Source organism: Streptomyces sp. NPDC032822 (assembly GCF_055578825.1).
Genome location: NZ_JBVIOL010000005.1, coordinates 343,236 through 359,011, shown reverse-complemented (window position 1 = coordinate 359,011; position 15,776 = coordinate 343,236). Strand labels below are relative to the sequence as shown.

General features: G+C 71.6%; 13 protein-coding genes and 1 pseudogene. 4 read left to right on the top strand and 10 right to left on the bottom strand.

The annotated features are described in order from the left end of the window. Positions 1-6: 6 nt before the first annotated feature. Together ACZ5VD_RS17185 and ACZ5VD_RS17180 are read right to left on the bottom strand one after the other, a co-directional pair. A complete protein-coding gene (locus ACZ5VD_RS17185) occupies positions 7-483 on the bottom strand; it encodes a roadblock/LC7 domain-containing protein (RefSeq protein ID WP_468548149.1) in 477 nt (158 codons plus the stop codon). Continuing rightward, on the bottom strand, positions 480-3,083 hold the full coding sequence (locus ACZ5VD_RS17180; RefSeq protein WP_468682601.1) for an ATP-binding protein: 2,604 nt from the start codon (positions 3,081-3,083) through the stop codon (positions 480-482). Before ACZ5VD_RS17180 ends, ACZ5VD_RS17185 begins: the two co-directional genes overlap by 4 nt. Positions 3,084-3,489: 406 nt before the next feature. Here ACZ5VD_RS17180 and ACZ5VD_RS17175 point away from each other — a divergent pair, with 406 nt between their 5' ends. The 3 genes and pseudogenes from ACZ5VD_RS17175 to ACZ5VD_RS17165 all read left to right on the top strand — a co-directional run bounded on the left by ACZ5VD_RS17175 (position 3,490) and on the right by ACZ5VD_RS17165 (position 7,120). Further along, positions 3,490-4,446, top strand: coding sequence for an ABC transporter substrate-binding protein (locus ACZ5VD_RS17175; RefSeq protein WP_468548147.1), 957 nt, complete (start codon positions 3,490-3,492; stop codon positions 4,444-4,446). 636 nt (positions 4,447-5,082) lie between these two features. After that, positions 5,083-5,586 (top strand): annotated as a pseudogene (locus tag ACZ5VD_RS17170) (ROK family protein); the annotation flags it as partial. 25 nt (positions 5,587-5,611) lie between these two features. Further along, positions 5,612-7,120 (top strand): M81 family metallopeptidase, encoded by a 1,509-nt coding sequence (locus ACZ5VD_RS17165; RefSeq protein ID WP_468682600.1) that lies wholly within the window; start codon positions 5,612-5,614, stop codon positions 7,118-7,120. On the opposite strand, the gene ACZ5VD_RS17160 is transcribed toward ACZ5VD_RS17165, so the two are convergent. The 8 genes from ACZ5VD_RS17160 to ACZ5VD_RS17125 form a co-directional block, all read right to left on the bottom strand. Beyond that, on the bottom strand, positions 7,101-7,745 hold the full coding sequence (locus tag ACZ5VD_RS17160; RefSeq protein WP_468682599.1) for a GTP-binding protein: 645 nt from the start codon (positions 7,743-7,745) through the stop codon (positions 7,101-7,103). The genes ACZ5VD_RS17165 and ACZ5VD_RS17160 overlap by 20 nt on opposite strands. Further along, the gene (locus ACZ5VD_RS17155) at positions 7,732-8,094 is read right to left on the bottom strand and encodes a DUF742 domain-containing protein (RefSeq protein WP_468682598.1); all 363 of its coding nucleotides are present in this window, start codon (positions 8,092-8,094) and stop codon (positions 7,732-7,734) included. Before ACZ5VD_RS17155 ends, ACZ5VD_RS17160 begins: the two co-directional genes overlap by 14 nt. 1 nt (position 8,095) lies before the next feature. Continuing rightward, the gene (locus ACZ5VD_RS17150) at positions 8,096-8,527 is read right to left on the bottom strand and encodes a roadblock/LC7 domain-containing protein (RefSeq protein WP_468548142.1); all 432 of its coding nucleotides are present in this window, start codon (positions 8,525-8,527) and stop codon (positions 8,096-8,098) included. Positions 8,528-8,538: 11 nt separating this feature from the next. Continuing rightward, complete coding sequence (locus ACZ5VD_RS17145; protein WP_468682597.1) at positions 8,539-10,947, bottom strand: sensor histidine kinase; 2,409 nt, start codon at positions 10,945-10,947, stop codon at positions 8,539-8,541. Positions 10,948-11,011: 64 nt separating this feature from the next. Then, positions 11,012-12,025: a substrate-binding domain-containing protein gene (locus ACZ5VD_RS17140; RefSeq protein ID WP_468548140.1), complete on the bottom strand. Its 1,014-nt coding sequence runs from the start codon at positions 12,023-12,025 to the stop codon at positions 11,012-11,014. 256 nt (positions 12,026-12,281) lie between these two features. Continuing rightward, a complete protein-coding gene (locus tag ACZ5VD_RS17135) occupies positions 12,282-13,079 on the bottom strand; it encodes an SAM-dependent methyltransferase (protein ID WP_468682596.1) in 798 nt (265 codons plus the stop codon). A 112-nt stretch (positions 13,080-13,191) separates the two neighbouring features. Beyond that, a complete protein-coding gene (locus ACZ5VD_RS17130; protein WP_468548138.1) occupies positions 13,192-13,629 on the bottom strand; it encodes a DUF6114 domain-containing protein in 438 nt (145 codons plus the stop codon). Then, positions 13,629-14,321, bottom strand: a complete 693-nt coding sequence (locus ACZ5VD_RS17125) for a DUF6230 family protein (RefSeq protein WP_468548137.1) — start codon at positions 14,319-14,321, stop codon at positions 13,629-13,631. Before ACZ5VD_RS17125 ends, ACZ5VD_RS17130 begins: the two co-directional genes overlap by 1 nt. A gap of 702 nt (positions 14,322-15,023) precedes the next feature. Between ACZ5VD_RS17125 and ACZ5VD_RS17120 the strand changes: the two genes are divergently transcribed. Further along, on the top strand, positions 15,024-15,677 hold the full coding sequence (locus tag ACZ5VD_RS17120; protein WP_468682595.1) for a Tat pathway signal sequence domain protein: 654 nt from the start codon (positions 15,024-15,026) through the stop codon (positions 15,675-15,677). The last annotated feature ends 99 nt before the right edge of the window (positions 15,678-15,776 follow it).

Below are 15,776 nucleotides of genomic sequence, written 5' to 3'. Positions count from 1 at the left end.
GCCCGGTCAGCGCCGCGACGCGGCGCCGACGTTGTTCTTGAGTTCGAGCACCAGCTGGGGATTGAGCGCGCTGCCCGCACGGTTGGCGAACAGCGTCATCTCGTAGGCGATGTTGCCGAGCTTGGCCTCCTTGTCGGTGACGACGCCGAGAACGGCGCCGCTGCCGACGGCGGAGACCAGGACGTGCCCGCCCTCCAGGTCGATGATGACCTTGTTGAGGCCGCCGAGGCCGTAGTTGCCGGAGGCTCCGGCGGCCAGGCTGGTGATGCCGGAGACGATCGCCGCCAGGCGCTCGGAGTCGGCGTGCTCGCGCAGCTCGGACACGGCGATGAGCAGGCCGTCGGACGACACGGCGATGGCGTCGACGACGCCCGCCGTCTCGGTCGCGAAACGATTCAACAGCCAGGTGAAGTCGGCTGCGGCGGCCTGCAGTTCGGCCGGCGTGGTGCCTCCCGTCGGAGTGTCACCTGTCGACGTGCTCACTGCTCCGCTCCTTCCGGGGAGTGGTTCTGGTCGTGCGGGGGGTGGGATGCGGGATCGGGGGTGGTGGTCACGGCGTCGTTGCCGGCCGGGGGAAGTGGGTGGGTTCCGCTGTCGCGGTGGGCGCGCTCGACGGCCGCCTCGAACTCGTCGAGGGAGTCGCGTACGGCGTCCGCGTCGAGGGCGCGCGGCGCGGCCCGGCGGGCGGCCTGCTGGTCGGGATCGGTCCCGAACGTCGTACGGAGTGTGGCGCCACGGACCCGACGACGCAGCGGGCGGCTGTCGGCGGGGTCGCCGGCACCGGCTTCGGCGTCGGCCGGGACGGCGTCGGCGGGCCGGTCGGACACAGTGGCCCCGCCGGTACGGGCCTTGGGGATGAAGGGGGCGTCGGCGGCCGACTCGCGGCCCGGCGCGGGGTCGCGCTGGGGCACCCGGCGGGGGAGCGGGGTGGGCTCCCCGTCATGAGGGGCCGGGGAGGAGCCGTTGGCGGAGGAGCCGGTCGGGGAGGCGGCGCGGGTGGGGCGTACCGGCTCCTGGGCCCTGGCCGCGGGGACCGGACCCGAGCCCATCACCACACCCCGGCCGGGGCCCGAAACCGAAACCGAACCCGCTCCCGAGCCCGCACCGGTCGCCGCACCGGCGCCGCCGGTGGCGATGGCCATCGGGCTCATCGTCAGCAGCAGCGACGACGGGATCGTCACCTCGGCGGTGACACCGCCGCCCGGTGTGCGGGACAGGGTGACGGACACCTCCCAGCGGCGGGCCAGGGTGCCGACCACGAACAGGCCGAGCACCTTCGTCGGGACGAGGTCGAGGCGTTCGCGGCGGATCAGGCGGGCGTTCTCCTCGGCGAGCCGCTCGGCGCTCATGCCGAGCCCGTGGTCGGCGACGACGACGAGCGCGCCCTCGGCGCCCTCCCGGACGGTCACCTCGACCGGGCTGCCCGCGGGGGAGAACGACACGGCGTTCTCGACGAGTTCGGCCACCATCAGGGTGAGGTCGCCGATGATGTCGGGCTCGACCATGACCTCGGTGCCGGCGCTCAGCCGCACCCGCTGGAAGCCCTCGATCTGGCCGAGCGCGACCCGTACGACGTTGGTCAGCGCGAGCGGCCCGGAGTCGAGGACGGTCTCGCGGATACCGGCGAGCAGCATCAGGCTGTCGGCGTTGCGGCGCAGGCGGACCGCGATGTGGTCGATGCTGTACAGCCGCTCCAGGAGGGCGGGGTCGGTCTCGCCGCGCTCGACCGCGTCGATCAGGGCCAGCTGGCGCGCGGTCAGGTTGCTGACGCGGCGGCCGACGTTGCCGAACATCTCGGCGACGTTGCGGCGGCTGAGCACCTGGCGTTCCAGCAGCGCGGACGCGGTGGTCTGGACGTGGTTGAAGGCGTCGGCGAGGTCGCCGATCTCGTCCTTCGCGGTGACCGGGATCTCGCGCAGCCGGATCGGTCCGTCGTCGTCGGTGTCCTCGTCGGCGACGCGGGCCAGTTCCCGGCCGGCGACGTCGGCGACCTCGCGGGCGGCACCGGTGAGGGCCTGTACCGGCCGGACCACCGAGCGGCGCACCAGCACCGCGAAGGCGATCCACACGGCGAAGAGGAAGAGCGCGATGCCCAGCAGCAGGATCGCGCGCCAGGTGGCCTCGGTGGAGGCGTCGTCGGCCCGGTCGGCGATCTGGCCGATCAGCGAGGAGGTGATCTGCAGCCGGATCTCGGCCTGCTCGCGGTACTCGGGGTAGGACTCCAGGGCCTCGGTGAACGCCCGGTGAATCTTCGCGGGCGTACCGGCCTGGAGGTTGCTGGGGTCGATCTGCAGCTCGGCGTAGTGCTGGCCGATGGCCGCCTGCGAGCTGTTGTGCTCGATGCCGCCGAGTTCGTCGGTCTGCGCCTCGGTGGCGAACCGGGCGAAGCGGGTCGCCTGGTGGGTGTACAGCTCGTAGGTGCCGACCGCGCCGATGAACTCGATGAGGGCGTTGCTGTCACCGGTCCGCGCGGAGAACACGGCCGTCTCGAACGCGCTGTGCGCGGCGTCGGCGCGCAGCAGGGAGTCCAGCAGGTTGCCGGTGAAGGTGGCGGCGAGGGCCGCGTTGCGGTCGAGGCCGAGGCCGTCGATCAGCCCCTGGGAGGCGTTGGTGTAGGCGGGGTCGATGTTGTCGGCGGGCAGATAGCCCTGCTCGATGGTGTCCCGCAGGCTGCCGAGACCGTTGATCTCCTTCAGGGCCTGCGCCTCGGTGTCGGGCAGCCGGTCCCCGAAGGTCTCGCGGACCTTCTCCACCTGGGTGTCCACCGCGGCCTGCGCCTTGCGGTAGGCGGCCGGCACCGGCGCGGCACCGCCGTCGGCCGACTCGAAGCGCACCGACAGCAGGATGGCCTGCTGATGCTCCGTCTCCACCCGGTCGACCAGCTCCGCGACCTGCGCGCTGTCCCGCACCAGCCGGGCCGCCGAGTCCGCGTCGCTCGCCTGTCCCACCTGGTCGGCGATCAGGTACGAGAGCAACGCCGCGACCACGCCGAGCGGAACGCCCACGAGGACGTTGAGCTTGCGGCGGAACGGCCAGCGGTCGGCGAACCCCCGAACGCCACCCCGGGGCTCGTTCGTGGACACCAGGCCTCCTTCATGACCGTCTCTGATCGTTTGCGAACCGGTGGGCCAGGGGGCCTTCAGCCTGCGTGAACACCCCGCCCGCCACGGTGACCGGCGCCAACTTCGGCGAGACTACAGCCTCTTCGTACAGGGGTTCGCGCCACACTGAGTCAAGAATCCATTACGACCCGCTCCGCTTAGGCGGGTTCGGTGTCGTTACGTTCATGATGCCTTCACAACAGGTCACGCATTGAGGCCAATTGGTGACCAGTCTGGTCTTGACTGACCAAGAAGCGGCTGGATTGGATCAGTGGAGCAGCTTCCGAAGCGGAGCGTCGAAGCAGAGTTGCTCGACGTGGAGCTCTCGACGCGGAGCTTCCGAACCACCATCCCCCGAGCACACCCCCCAGAGTCCGGAACGGGAATCGTGACTTTTACCACCGCACACAGCAGGTCCTTCAGGACGCACCCCGGCACGGCCGCCCTCGCGCTCGCCGCCGCCACGGCCCTGCTCGCGGGCTGTTCCTCCTCCGACGACCCGTCGGACCCGCTCGCCGGGGACAAGGCGGACGGCAACACCGTCGTCGTCGGTTCCAACAACTTCGCCGAGAGCATCCTGCTCGCCGACATCTACGGCGAGGCACTCAAGGCCAAGGGCCTCAAGGTCACCTACAAGCCCAACATCGGCAGCCGCGAGACCACTTACGGCCTGCTGAAGAACGGCTCCATCACCGTCCTGCCGGAGTACAACGGCTCGCTGCTCGCCTACCTGGACGCGAAGGCGGAGCAGAAGTCCGCCGAGGCGGTGAACGCCGCCGCGAAGGCCAAGCTCGACTCGAAGCTGACGCTGCTGGAGTCGGCGCCCGCCGAGGACAAGGACTCCGTCAGCATCAACGCGGAGACCGCGAAGAAGTACAGCCTGACCGCCGAGTCCACGCTCGCGGACCTCAAGGACATCGCACCGGACCTGGTCATCGGCGGCTCGCCGGAGTTCCAGACCCGGCAGCAGGGTCTGCTCGGCCTGAAGTCCGCGTACGGCCTGGAGTTCAAGTCGTTCAAGGCCCTCGACGCCGGCGGCCCGCTCACCCAGGCGGCCCTGACGAAGAACACCGTGCAGGCCGCGGACATCTTCACCACGGACCCGACCATCGTCAAGGAGAAGTTCGTCGTCCTCAAGGACCCGAAGAACCTCTTCGGCTTCGCGAACGTGACCCCGCTGGTCTACAAGTCCGGCCTCTCCCAGGAGGGCGTGGCCGCCCTCAACGAGGTCTCGGCCAAGCTGGACACCAAGGCACTCCTCGACATGGACTCCCAGGTCCAGCTGGAGAACAAGGACCCGCTCGACGTGGCCCAGGCCTGGCTGAAGTCGGTCGGCCTGAACTGACGTCCCACCTGGACGTGACAGCCGACGGACCGGCGTGGGTGCCCTGCGGCACCGAGGGCACCCACGCCGTCCTCGACGCAACGACGCTCGACATCGGCACCCCGGTACGGCTCGCCGACCGCAGCTCCCTGCCCGCCATCGCGCCCGGGGTACACGCCCTCGCCCGGCGCTCCCGGCGCACCGCGCGCCACCGTCGGCCGCCGCTGCGGCCACGGCACCGACGTCGGCGCCCGGGGCTCGGCGCTCGGCGCTCGGCGAGAGTCGACGCGGCGGGCGAGGCCGGGCACGGTCCGCGGCAGCCACGCGGGCGGCGGTGGCACCCTGCTCCCGGCCCGCCAGTTCCGCGCGATGCCCGCCGTGCGCGCAGGCCGGTCACTCGTCGGCGGCTCCGGCATCCGGCCCGCCTTCACGGTGGCAGCCGCCGCCCCTCCGTCCCGTGCCGGGGACCGCCCGCCGCACGGCGAGATGACGGCGTCGACCTAACCGCCGCCGGTTCTCGCGGAGTTGTAGCCCCCGCCGGTACCGAGACGGTGCCTGGGCGGCCGAGGCGGAACATGGCGTCACCGGCACCCGAGGCCGGAGGCGTCCGGGCGCGTCCCACCGAGTTCCGCCCGCCCGCCCGCCGTCGCCGCCCACGACACGCCCTGCTCCCGCGGCAACACCGGCTGCCTGGAGACCGTCGCCTCCGGTGCCGCCCCGGTCCGCATCCTGGGCGAGCGCGGCCCGCCCGTGACGTCCGCCGAGGACGTCGTACGGCTCGCCCGCTACGCCGACCCCGAGGCGCGACCCGCGCGGTCCGCCGGGCCGACCGCCACCTCGGTCAGGTGCTCGCCGCCGACGTCAACTTCCTCAACCCCGACGCCGTGGACCTCGGGGGGCATCCTCCCCACCCTGGAACCGTTCGGCGCCGCCGTCCGCAGCCAGCTCCACGAGGGCTGCCCTCCGCTGGTCACCCAGCACCCGTTCATCGAGCGGGCCGGCCTCGGCGCCGACGCCGGCCCGGTGGGCGCGGGCCGGTTCGCGCTGCGACAGGCGCTCGCGCACACCCTGGAGAAGGTCACCGGCGCACACCTTTCACCTCCCGGTAATCACCCCTCATCCGGCGGCAACCACACCTGGGCCCCGGACCGTCACGCTTGACCTTTCGCCGACGTCTGGAGCACCCATGCCGGAATCCCGTCCCGTCATCGCCGTCGCCGGACTCGGCATCGAGTCCTCCACCTTCTCCCCGGCCCGCACCGAGGCCCCGGCCTTCCACCCGCAGCGCGGCCCGGACGTCCTGACCCGCTACCCCTTCCTCGCCCCCGGGCAGCCGCTGCGCGCCGCCGCCGACTGGCGCGGCGCCCTGGTCGGCAAGGCCCTGCCCGGCGGCACGGTGAGCGGAGCCGCGTACGCCGAGCTGGCCGCCGAACTCCTCAACCGGCTCGGCGAACTGGGCCCGATCGACGGCCTCTGGTACGACATCCACGGCGCGATGACGGTGGAGGGCCTGGACGACGCCGAGGCCCAACTCCTCCAGCGCATCCGGGAGGTGGTCGGCCCGCACGTCACCGTGTCCACCTCCATGGACCTGCACGGCAACGTCTCCCGCGAACTCGTCCACCAGAGCGACCTGATCACCTGCTACCGCATGGCCCCGCACGAGGACGCCATGGACACCAAGGAGCGCGCCGCCCGCAACCTCGTGGACCTGCTGGCGAGCGGCGCGCCCCGCCCCTTCAAGGCCTGGATCCCGGTGCCGGTGCTGCTGACCGGCGAGCAGACCTCGACCCGTAGCGAACCCGCAAAGAGCGTGTACGCGGCCGTCGAGGAGGTCGAGGCGGCGGCCGGGGTGACGGACGCGGCGATCTGGGTGGGCTACGCGTGGGCCGACGAACCCCGCAACCGGGCCGCCGTCGTCGTCACGGGCCATGACGCGCAGGCGGTCGCCTCCGGCGCCGAACGCCTGGCCGGAGGCTTCTGGAAGGCCCGCCACACCTTCGACTTCGTCGCCCCGACCGCCCCCCTGGACGAGTGTCTCGACGCGGCCCTCGCCTCCACCGCCCGCCCCTGCTTCGTCAGCGACACCGGCGACAACCCGACCGCGGGCGGCGCCGGAGACGTCACCTGGGGACTCCGACAGGTCCTGGAACGCCCGGAGTTCAAGGACCCGGCCGGCCCCACGGTCCTCTACGCCTCACTGCCGGGCCCCGCCGCCGTCGACACCGCGGTCGCGGCCGGCGTCGGCGCGAGCGTCACGGTCACCGCGGGCGCGGAGGTCGACGACCGGCACGCCGGACCGCTCACCCTGACCGGAGTGGTCCACTCGGTCCGCCGCGGCGACCGGGACGCGGAGGTCGAGGCCGTGCTGCGGGTGGGGAGCGTGTATGTGGTCCTGACCCGGCTGAGGAAGCCGTACCACCACGAACACGACTTCACCGACCTGGAACTGGACCCCCGTACGGCCGACATCGTGATCGTGAAGATCGGCTGTCTGGAGCCCGAGCTGTTGGCGATGTCCGCCGACTGGAGGATGGCGCTCACCCCGGGCGGCGTCGACCAGGAGCTGACCCGTCTGGGCCACCACCGCATCCGCCGGCCGATGTTCCCCTTCGACCCGGAGATGCCCGAACCGGACCTCACCGCCCGGCTGGTCGCGCCCTCCGACCAGGCGCTCACCGGACCGGACGAGTGAGCTGAGCGGCGGAGCCCCCGCCGGCCTCCGAGATCAGCCGGTCCAGGAGCGCGATCAGCACGTCCCGGCTCGACCCGCGCTCCCGCGCGTCGCACAGCAGCACCGGGACGTGCTTCGGCAGCGCCAGGGACTCCCGGATCTCCTCCGGCGGATACGGATGCTCGCCGTGGAAGCCGTTGACCCCCACCACGAACGGGATGCCCCGGCGCTCGAAGAAGTCGACGGCGGCGAAGCTCGACTCCGGCCGGCGCACGTCGATCAGCACCACGGCGCCCAGCGCGCCCACGGCCAGGTCGTTCCACATGAACCAGAACCGCTGCTGGCCCGGCGTGCCGAACAGATACAGCACCAGCCGGTCGCTGATGGTGATCCGGCCGAAGTCCAGCGCCACGGTCGTGGCCGCCTTCTGCTCGATGCCGGCGAGGTCGTCCACGTCCATGCCCGCCACCGTCAGGCGTTCCTCGGTGCGCAGCGGAACGATCTCGCTGACCGAACCGACCATCGTGGTCTTCCCGACGCCGAACCCTCCGGCGATCAGGATCTTGACGGTGTCCGGCACCACGGGTGCGTCCGGCCCGACGGAGGCGTCGGGCGCCGCCCGGGCGGCGGGATCAGAGCCGGCCAAGGCCGTCCCTCACTTTCTGCAGCAGGTCCATGTCCAGTTCCGGGCTACGGGAGACGGGATGCGGCGGATGGGCGGTGATCAGCCCGGCCTCCAGCAGATCGCAGAGCATGATCACGACCACGCTCACCGAGAGGTCCAGCAGCGCGGCCAGCTCCGCCACCGCGACCGGCCGCACGCACCGGCGCAGGATCCGGGCCTGCTCGGGCTGCGGTCTCGGCGCCCGCTCCGGCGGCGGATCCACCGCGGTCACCGTCGTGATGAGGGTGAAGTCGGCGCGGCTGGGCCGCGTCCGGCCGCCGGTCAGGGCGAAAGGCCGTACCAGCCGGCCCGCCGCGTCGCTTCCGCTCACCTCACTCGCCGGCGGCGGTCGCTGGGCCCACATGCGCCCGCGGCGCCGCGCTGAGGTGCTCGCCGATCTTCTTCACCAGCATGTTCATCTGGTACGCCACCACACCGACGTCCGCGTTCGGCCCGGTCAGCACCACGAGATGGGCGCCGGGCCCCGCGGAGGTCAGGATCAGGTAGCTGTTGGCCATCTCGATGAGGGCCTGGCGCACCGGGCCGCCCCGGAAGTCCATGCTGACGCCCTTGCTGAGGCTCATCAGCCCGGACGCGGTCGCCGCCAGCCGCTCGGCGTCGTCGCGCACGAACCCGGTGGACCGGCTGACGACCAGTCCGTCCTCGGAGAGCACCACGGCGTGGTTCACGTCGGCGACCCGGTCCGCGAGACCGGTGAGCAACTGGTCCAGTTGGGTGTCGGTGGCGGGAGTGGGGCGTGTCATGGTGGTGTCCTTCATCGGCGGTCGGGGTGGGGAGTCGAAGTGCCGGCCGGTTCCGGGGAGAGGACCTTCGGCACGGCGGGTACGGCCGTGTCCTCGGCGTGCGGCGCCCGCTCGGCCTCGTCGTTCTCGGCCTTGTCCTCCGCCTCGTCCTCGTCCCGGGCGCGGAGCGTTCCGCTCTGGAAGCAGGAGAGCGAGGAGGCGGCGCGTTCCGCGGTGAAGTCGTCGAGGCCGTCATCGACGATGGGCACCGCGTCCTCCCGGAGTTCCTCGACCAGACTGGTCTGCGGCACCCGGCGGGGCAGCGGGACGAGGCCGTCGGCGCGGGGGGTCCGGGCGGCGGCGGGTTCGGGAACGGGGGCGGGGGCGGTCCGCGCGGCGGGCAGCGGCCGTACCGTCCGGGCGGGCGGCGGCCCGGACCGCGCCGACTCGGCGTCCGGCGCGCCCGCGGTGTCCGTGGTGCGTTGCGCGGGCCCCGCGTTCCCCGAGGCCTCGGCCTCGGGCGCCACGACGTCGTGCGGGATGAGCACGATGGCCGTGGTGCCGCCGTACGGCGAGGAGCGCAGTGTGACGGCGATGCCGTGCCGGTGGGCGAGCCGCGAGATCACGAACATGCCGAGCCGCAGGTCGTCCGCCAGCGCCACCACGTCGAACTTCGACGGCCCGGCCAACTGGGCGTTCAGGGAGGCGTAGTCCTCCTCGGACATGCCCAGGCCCCGGTCCTCGACCTCGACGGCCAGCCCCTTGGCCACCATCGCGGCCCGCACCCCGACGGGGCTCGGGGACGGCGAGTACACGGTGGCGTTGTCGATGAGCTCGGCCAGCAGATGGATCACGTCCGCCACCGCGGGCGGGGCGAGGCACACCTCCTCGTCGGTGTGCACCTCCACCCGCCGGTACTCGGCGACCTCGCCGACCGCGCTGCGCAGAATGTCGATCAGCGCGACCGGCTCGGTCCAGCTGCGCCGCGGCTGCTCACCGCTGATGATGACGAGGTTCTCCTCGTAGCGGCGCAACTGGCTGGCCGTGGAGTCCAGTTCGTACAGGCCCTTGAGGACGTCGGGGTCCTGGTGCTCGCGCTCCAGCGCGTCCAGCTGGCTGAGCTGGAGGTTGACCAGGTTCTGGCTCTGCCGGGCGATCCCGAGGATCACCTTCTGGAAGCCGCGCCGGGTGTCGGCGAGTTCGACCGCGGTCAGCACCGCGGTGCGCTGCGCGGTGTTGAACGCCTGCGCCACCTCGCCGAGTTCGTCCCGGCCGTAGTCCAGCGGAGGCGCCGCCAGGTCCACGTCGACGGTCTCGCCCTTGTCCAGCCGGCGCACCACGTCCGGCAGCCGCTCCTCGGCCAGGCCGAGCGTGGCCTGCCTGAGGCCCCGCAGCCGCCGGGACAGCGAGCGGGTGATCCGCCAGGACATGCCGACACACACCAGCAGGGCGACCAGTCCGCCCGCGCTGAGCGCGGCCGCCTTCAGGAGCAGTCCGTCGGCCTGGTCGGCGCTGCGGGTGAGCAGGCCCGACGTCTGCTCCTGGATCAGCTTCCCGTACCGGTCGGAGACCGTGCTCATGGCGGTGAGCCAGCGCTGCCGTTCGTTGGGCAGGGCGACCCGCCTGGCCTCGCCGGCCGGCCGGGCGGCGAGCACGTCGTCCTCGACGGCCTCCAGGGCCTGCCACTCCTTGCTCTGCAGGATGGCCTCGGTCTGTGCCTTCGCGGGGCCGCGCAGGTTGGGGATGATCTGGTCCTGGACGATCCAGCGGCGCGTGCTGACCGCCTCGGCGAACGACTTCCAGTCCTTCTCCGCCAGATATCCGTTCGGCCAGGCCAGCACGAGCAGCGCGTCCTCCTGGGAGACCAGCTCGGCGGCGTGCTCCAGCGCGACCAGCGGGCCCGCCTGCGAGGTGAGGTCGCCGTCGTCGACCTGGGAGAGCTCCTGGAAGGCGTGGATCTGGTCGTCGATGATCGCGGTGTACTGGTCCAGCGCCTGCTTGGCGGTGATGTCACCGGGGTCGTCGATCTGGCTCCGGTAGTACTCCAGGCTGCCCACGGAGCCGACGACCGAGTACAGCCGGTCCGCGATCCGGGACGGGGCCTGCTGGATCTCCTCCGAGCGGCCGACGAGTCTGGCGACCGCCACGTCCGTCTCCCGGCGGGCCTGCACCAGGGCGGCCCGGGCGCCGGGCTCGGCGGCCAGCCAGGCCGCCGACAGACCGCGTTCGTTCTGCAGCGCGAGGGTGGCGTCGGTGCCCATCGCACCGGTCGACCTGCTCAGTTCCGTCTGCGAGCGCAGCTGGAGTCCCTCGGAGAACGTCTGTGTCGTCGTCAGGCCCCACATGGCGGCGAGGGTCACGCTCGGGACCAGCGCCAGCAGGATGAGGGAGAGACGTATGGAACCGAGGCGGCGGCGCCGGGCACCTGTCCGTCGAGACATGGCCGTCCTTGGGCGATCGGCGGGGAACGGGGGAGGGGAGTGACCGGGGCCCGCGGGTGACAGGTCAGCGGGTTCCGGCCGCGGCGTACCGGGCGACAGCGGCGACGTTCGACCTGGTGACGAACGCGGGACCGGTCAGCACGGGCGCCACACCCCCGCCGCTGGTGTTGCCGTTGGTTCTGTACAGCCACAGGGAGTCCACCGCGAGGTATCCCTGGAGATACGGCTGTTGGTCCACCGCGAACTGTACGTCCCCGCTGCGCACGGCCTTGACCAGGTTCTTGTCCAGATCGAAGGTGGACACCGCGGCACGACTTCCCGCGGCCTGCACCGACTTGACCGCGCTCAGCGCGAACTGTGCGCCCATCATGACCACTTCGTCGATGGTGGGGTCCTGCCGGAGCCTGGCCGTGACGGCCGCGTTCACCGCGTCCATGTCGGTGCCCTCGACGTAGAGCATGTCGGTCTCGCCGTCGAACGTCTTCTTCACGCCGGCGCAGCGCGCCTCCAGGGCGACGTTGCCCCGCTCGTGGATGACGCACAGGGTGTGCTTGGCCTTGAGCTCGTCCAGCTTGTCCCCGACGGCCCGGCCCGCGAGGCTCTCGTCCTGGCCGAAGTACCCCAGGAGCCCGGCCGACCGCCAGGCGTCGATACCCGAGTTGAGACCGACCACCGGGATGCCCGCGGCCTTCGCCTCGGCGACCGGGCCCTGCATCGCCTGCGGCTTGGCCAGGGTCAGCGCGATGCCGTCGACCTTGTCGCGGATCGCGTCCCGCACCAGTGCGGCCTGCCCGGCCGGGTCGGAGTCGTTCCCGTACGTCAGCTGGATACCGTCCTTGGCGGCCGCGGCCCGGGCGCCCTTCTGCACGAGCTGCCAGAATGCGTCGCCCTCGGCCCCGTGGGTGACCAGGGCGACCCGGAGCCCCGAGGAGTCCGCCTTGCCCGCCGTGTCCGCGTCGAGCCGTTCGCCGCCGGAACCGGAACCGGAACAGCCGGCGAGGAGCAGACAGACCACGGCGACCGCGGCGGCCCCACGAACGGATCCGGCGGAAACCTGATGCGGGGGAGGAGTGTTCATGGAGGGAGCACCTCGCTGTGCGGCCGAGCAAGTGGAACGCGAAAGTGAGGCCGGATCGCCTGCGCGCCGTCCCCTTGCACCTTCACTGGCCTGGAGCCAACCGTGTGTGACCGCCGGTAGTCAAGTGAACAACCGCTCGCCCTGAGTTGTCGGTGCCGCATCGTGATGGTCCGCTGCGAGCGGGAACGCCGAGGGTGGTGCCTGCCGGGTTGCGGAACAGGGTGCCGGCCGTCCACCGGGCACCGCCTCGACCCCCTCACGGTTTGCGTGCCACCACCCCGTACATCGCGATGTCCGCGTCCCGGATCACCTCGGTGCCGGTCCCGTCCGGACGCCACTTGTGGACCTGCACGATCCCCGGCTCCACGAGCTCCAGTCCGGTGAAGAACTCCTCGGCCTCGGCGAACGTCCGCAGCCGCATCGGCATGCCGCGGGCCGCGTACTCGCGGGCGACCCGGCCCACCTCGTCCGGCGCGAACTCGGCGGTGCCGATGGACATCGCCAGGTGACTGCCGGAGGGCAGCGGGTCGAGCAGCCGGCGGACGATCCCCACGGCGTCGTCCTCGTCCATCATGAAGTGCACGATGGCGATGACCGTCAGGGCCACCGGCCGCGTCAGGTCGAGGGTCGCCCGCAGCTCCGGGGCGTCCAGGATGCTCGCCGGATCGCGCATGTCCGCCTCGACGTACGCCGTCGCGCCCTCGGGCGTGCTGTTCAACAGGCCCTGGGAGAGCGCGAGGACGAGGGGGTCGCTGTCGACGTAGACGACCCGGGAGTCCGGGGACACCGACTGGGCGATCTCGTGGATGTTGGGGGAGGTCGGGATGCCGGTGCCGACGTCGAGGAACTGGCGTATCCCCGCCTCCTGGGCGAGGTGGCGTACCGCGCGGTTCATGAAGTCGCGGTTGGCCCGCATGTGGACCGGCAGCGCGGGCCACTCGCGGCACATGGCGTCGCCCGCCTCGCGGTCCGCCGGGTAGTGGTCGCTGCCGCCGATGATGTAGTCGTAGATCCGCGCGGAGTGCGCGCTCCCGGTGTCGACGTCTTTCTCCATGCACCTCCCTTCCCGCACTCATCTCGCTTCTAACCAAGCTCAGTTGAGTCGGCTGGGTGATTCCCTCGCCGGCCTTTCGGCGCCGACCTCCCGGCCGGCGAGGGAACGGCCCCTAGGCGGGCTGCTCCTGGAGCGCCTTCGCCTCACGGGCCTCCTTGCGCCGCTGCCGCCGGCTGCGGCGCGGCTCCTGGTCGGGCAGCCAGCCGAAGGTCAGGCAGCTGCCCACGACCCCCAGCAGGAGGCCGATGAAGAAGCCGCCCAGATTCGAGGTGACCCAGGTGCCCAGGGACAGCAGGACGCCGACGATCGAGTAGAAGAGCCGTTGCGCCGGGCTGAACAGGATCAGCAGCCCGAGCACGAACATCAGGGTCGGCAGGAGATAGCCGGCCAGGCCCTGCATCCCGATGTGCAGGACGACCTTCAACGACGCCTTCTCGGTGAGCAGGATCCACGCACCGCCCAGGGTGAGCAGCAGCCCGCCCGGGAAGGGACGGGCGGCCCGCCAGCGCCGGAAGGCGGACCGCATGCCCTGCTGTGGCACCTCGGACATCAGCAGCCCTTGCTGCCGAAGCCGAGCTTCAGGCCGGGCAGCTTGAAGACGCCTGCCGTGGTGGCGTAGTTGGTCTGCCGCAGGTTACCGATGTGCACGGTGTCGGCCTGCTGGCTGAACACGCCGATCGGGCCCTTGACGCCGGCCTTGGTGAGGGTGCTGGCGTCGTTGCCGATCTCGATGTTGTTGAAGGCGGCGTCACCGGACAGCTCGGTGGAGTCGGTGGTCAGGTCGCTGGCCGAGACCTTTTCCTTGCCGCCGCCCGCGGTGATCAGCAGGTTGGTGCCGCCGAGGTCGACGCTCTGACACAGCTTGGTGAGCGTCGCGTTCTTGATCGCGGACGTGATGACCAGTACCTGGCCACCGGTGTCGCCCTCGTTGGGGCTGCCCGGCGCCATCTGGTCGAGGCCGCCGAACTGTTCGAAGCCGGTGCCGTTGAGCTCGGTCGCGGTGACCGTGAACGGCATGCCGGAGATGGCGAACTGCACACCCAGCGCCCCCTCGGCCGTCAGGACCGCGAGCGTCGCGGCGACCAGGGCGGCCGGCACCGCCATGACCGAGGCCCGCCGCGCCCGGACCCGCCCGCGTCTGGCGGGCACTGCGGAGGCTTCGGTGAGTGTTGGTGCGGAACCGCTTCCCGGGTTCTCTGGGGTGTTGCCGGCGGACGAGTTGACGTCCGAGGACGAGGCCATGTTCTGCTCCCGTGGGCATAGTCAATGCGGTTGGGCTTCAGTGGCGCACGTTGTCCTGGCGCGGACAGCGGAACCGGGCGCACGACTCCTCGCAACTCCCGGCGGGTGCAAGGGCTTTCTCGTTACGCGTCAGTAGCCAACGAGGAAGTTACCGGGGGTTACATTTAGAGGTCAAGCAAGTTGTGGGAAAAGAGTGTTGATTATGCGACGACTGTGGGGCAAGAGGGCTCCCAGCTGCCATAGGAGCCTCGTCGCGCTCAGCAACTCCGGTAGAAAACCTTGACGTTGACTGACCCTCAGGTCTACAACTCTCCCTGGCTCCCCCCAGATCCGTGGCGCCGGATCCAGCCGTTTCCCGGACGCTCTGTCCAGTGCGGGCACTTCACTGCCCGATGACGCACCCTCAAAAAAGGCACCCGCACGGCCACTTCCCCCCTGGGCCGTGCCGGGCCGCCCCTCCGCCCGGCCTGGCCGGACGCCCTCCCCCATAGGGCTGCCGGCCGGTCACCGGCCGGTTGCCGCTGCCGGTCCGTCACGTACGGAGAAGGCGTCACGGACCGGCAACGGGGGACGTCGAGCGCACCCTCCGGCGCCTGGCGCCCACGCCCCAACGCTGAGCGCCAACAGCGTCCACCCCCACCTCGCACCACCCACCCTCATCGCGGAGCGATCCGCCGCCCACCCCCAGAAAGAGGCACCCGCATGCGTACGCGATCCCTGCTCACCCTGACCGCCGCCGTCGCCGCCTTCACCCTTCCCGCGCTCTCGCCCGCCTCGGCGGCCGACGGCTCCGTCCTCACCACCGGCGGCCTCGGCGGCACCGCGGTCGCGGTCGGCGACGTCCTCGTGGCGCCGCTGGCGACCGGCACCGCCGCCACCCTCTACTCCAGCGCGACCGGCACCAGCGGCATCTCGTGCACGTCCTCGCAGTTCACCGCCACCGTGACCGACAACCCGGCCGCGCCGGGCACGGCCACCGAGGCGGTCGACGCGCACACCTTCAACAGCAGCAGCTGCACCACCAACGTGGTCGGCGTGCTGGGCGTCACCAGCATCACGGTCAACAACCTGCCGTACACCACCACCGTGACCTCCGAGGGAGTCGTCACCGTCAGCCCGGCGAGCGGCTCCACGATCCAGACCACGGTCGTGCTGCGCACCCTGCTCGGCAGCATCAACTGCGTCTACCAGGCGCCCAACCTGGTCGGTGTGGCCGACAACGCCGACAACAGCATCGCCTTCACCCGCCAGCAGTTCACCAAGACGTCCGGCTCCACGCTCTGCTTCGCCAACGGCTACTTCACCGCGAAGTACGCCCCGGTGAGCGACGGCGAAGCGCTGGTCTACGTCAACTGACCGGCTGACCGGCCGGCCGACGGGTCGGCCGATCACCCCGGCCGACGGGCCGGTTGACCAGTCCGCCCACCGGTCGGCCGGTCAACCGGCCCACAAGTA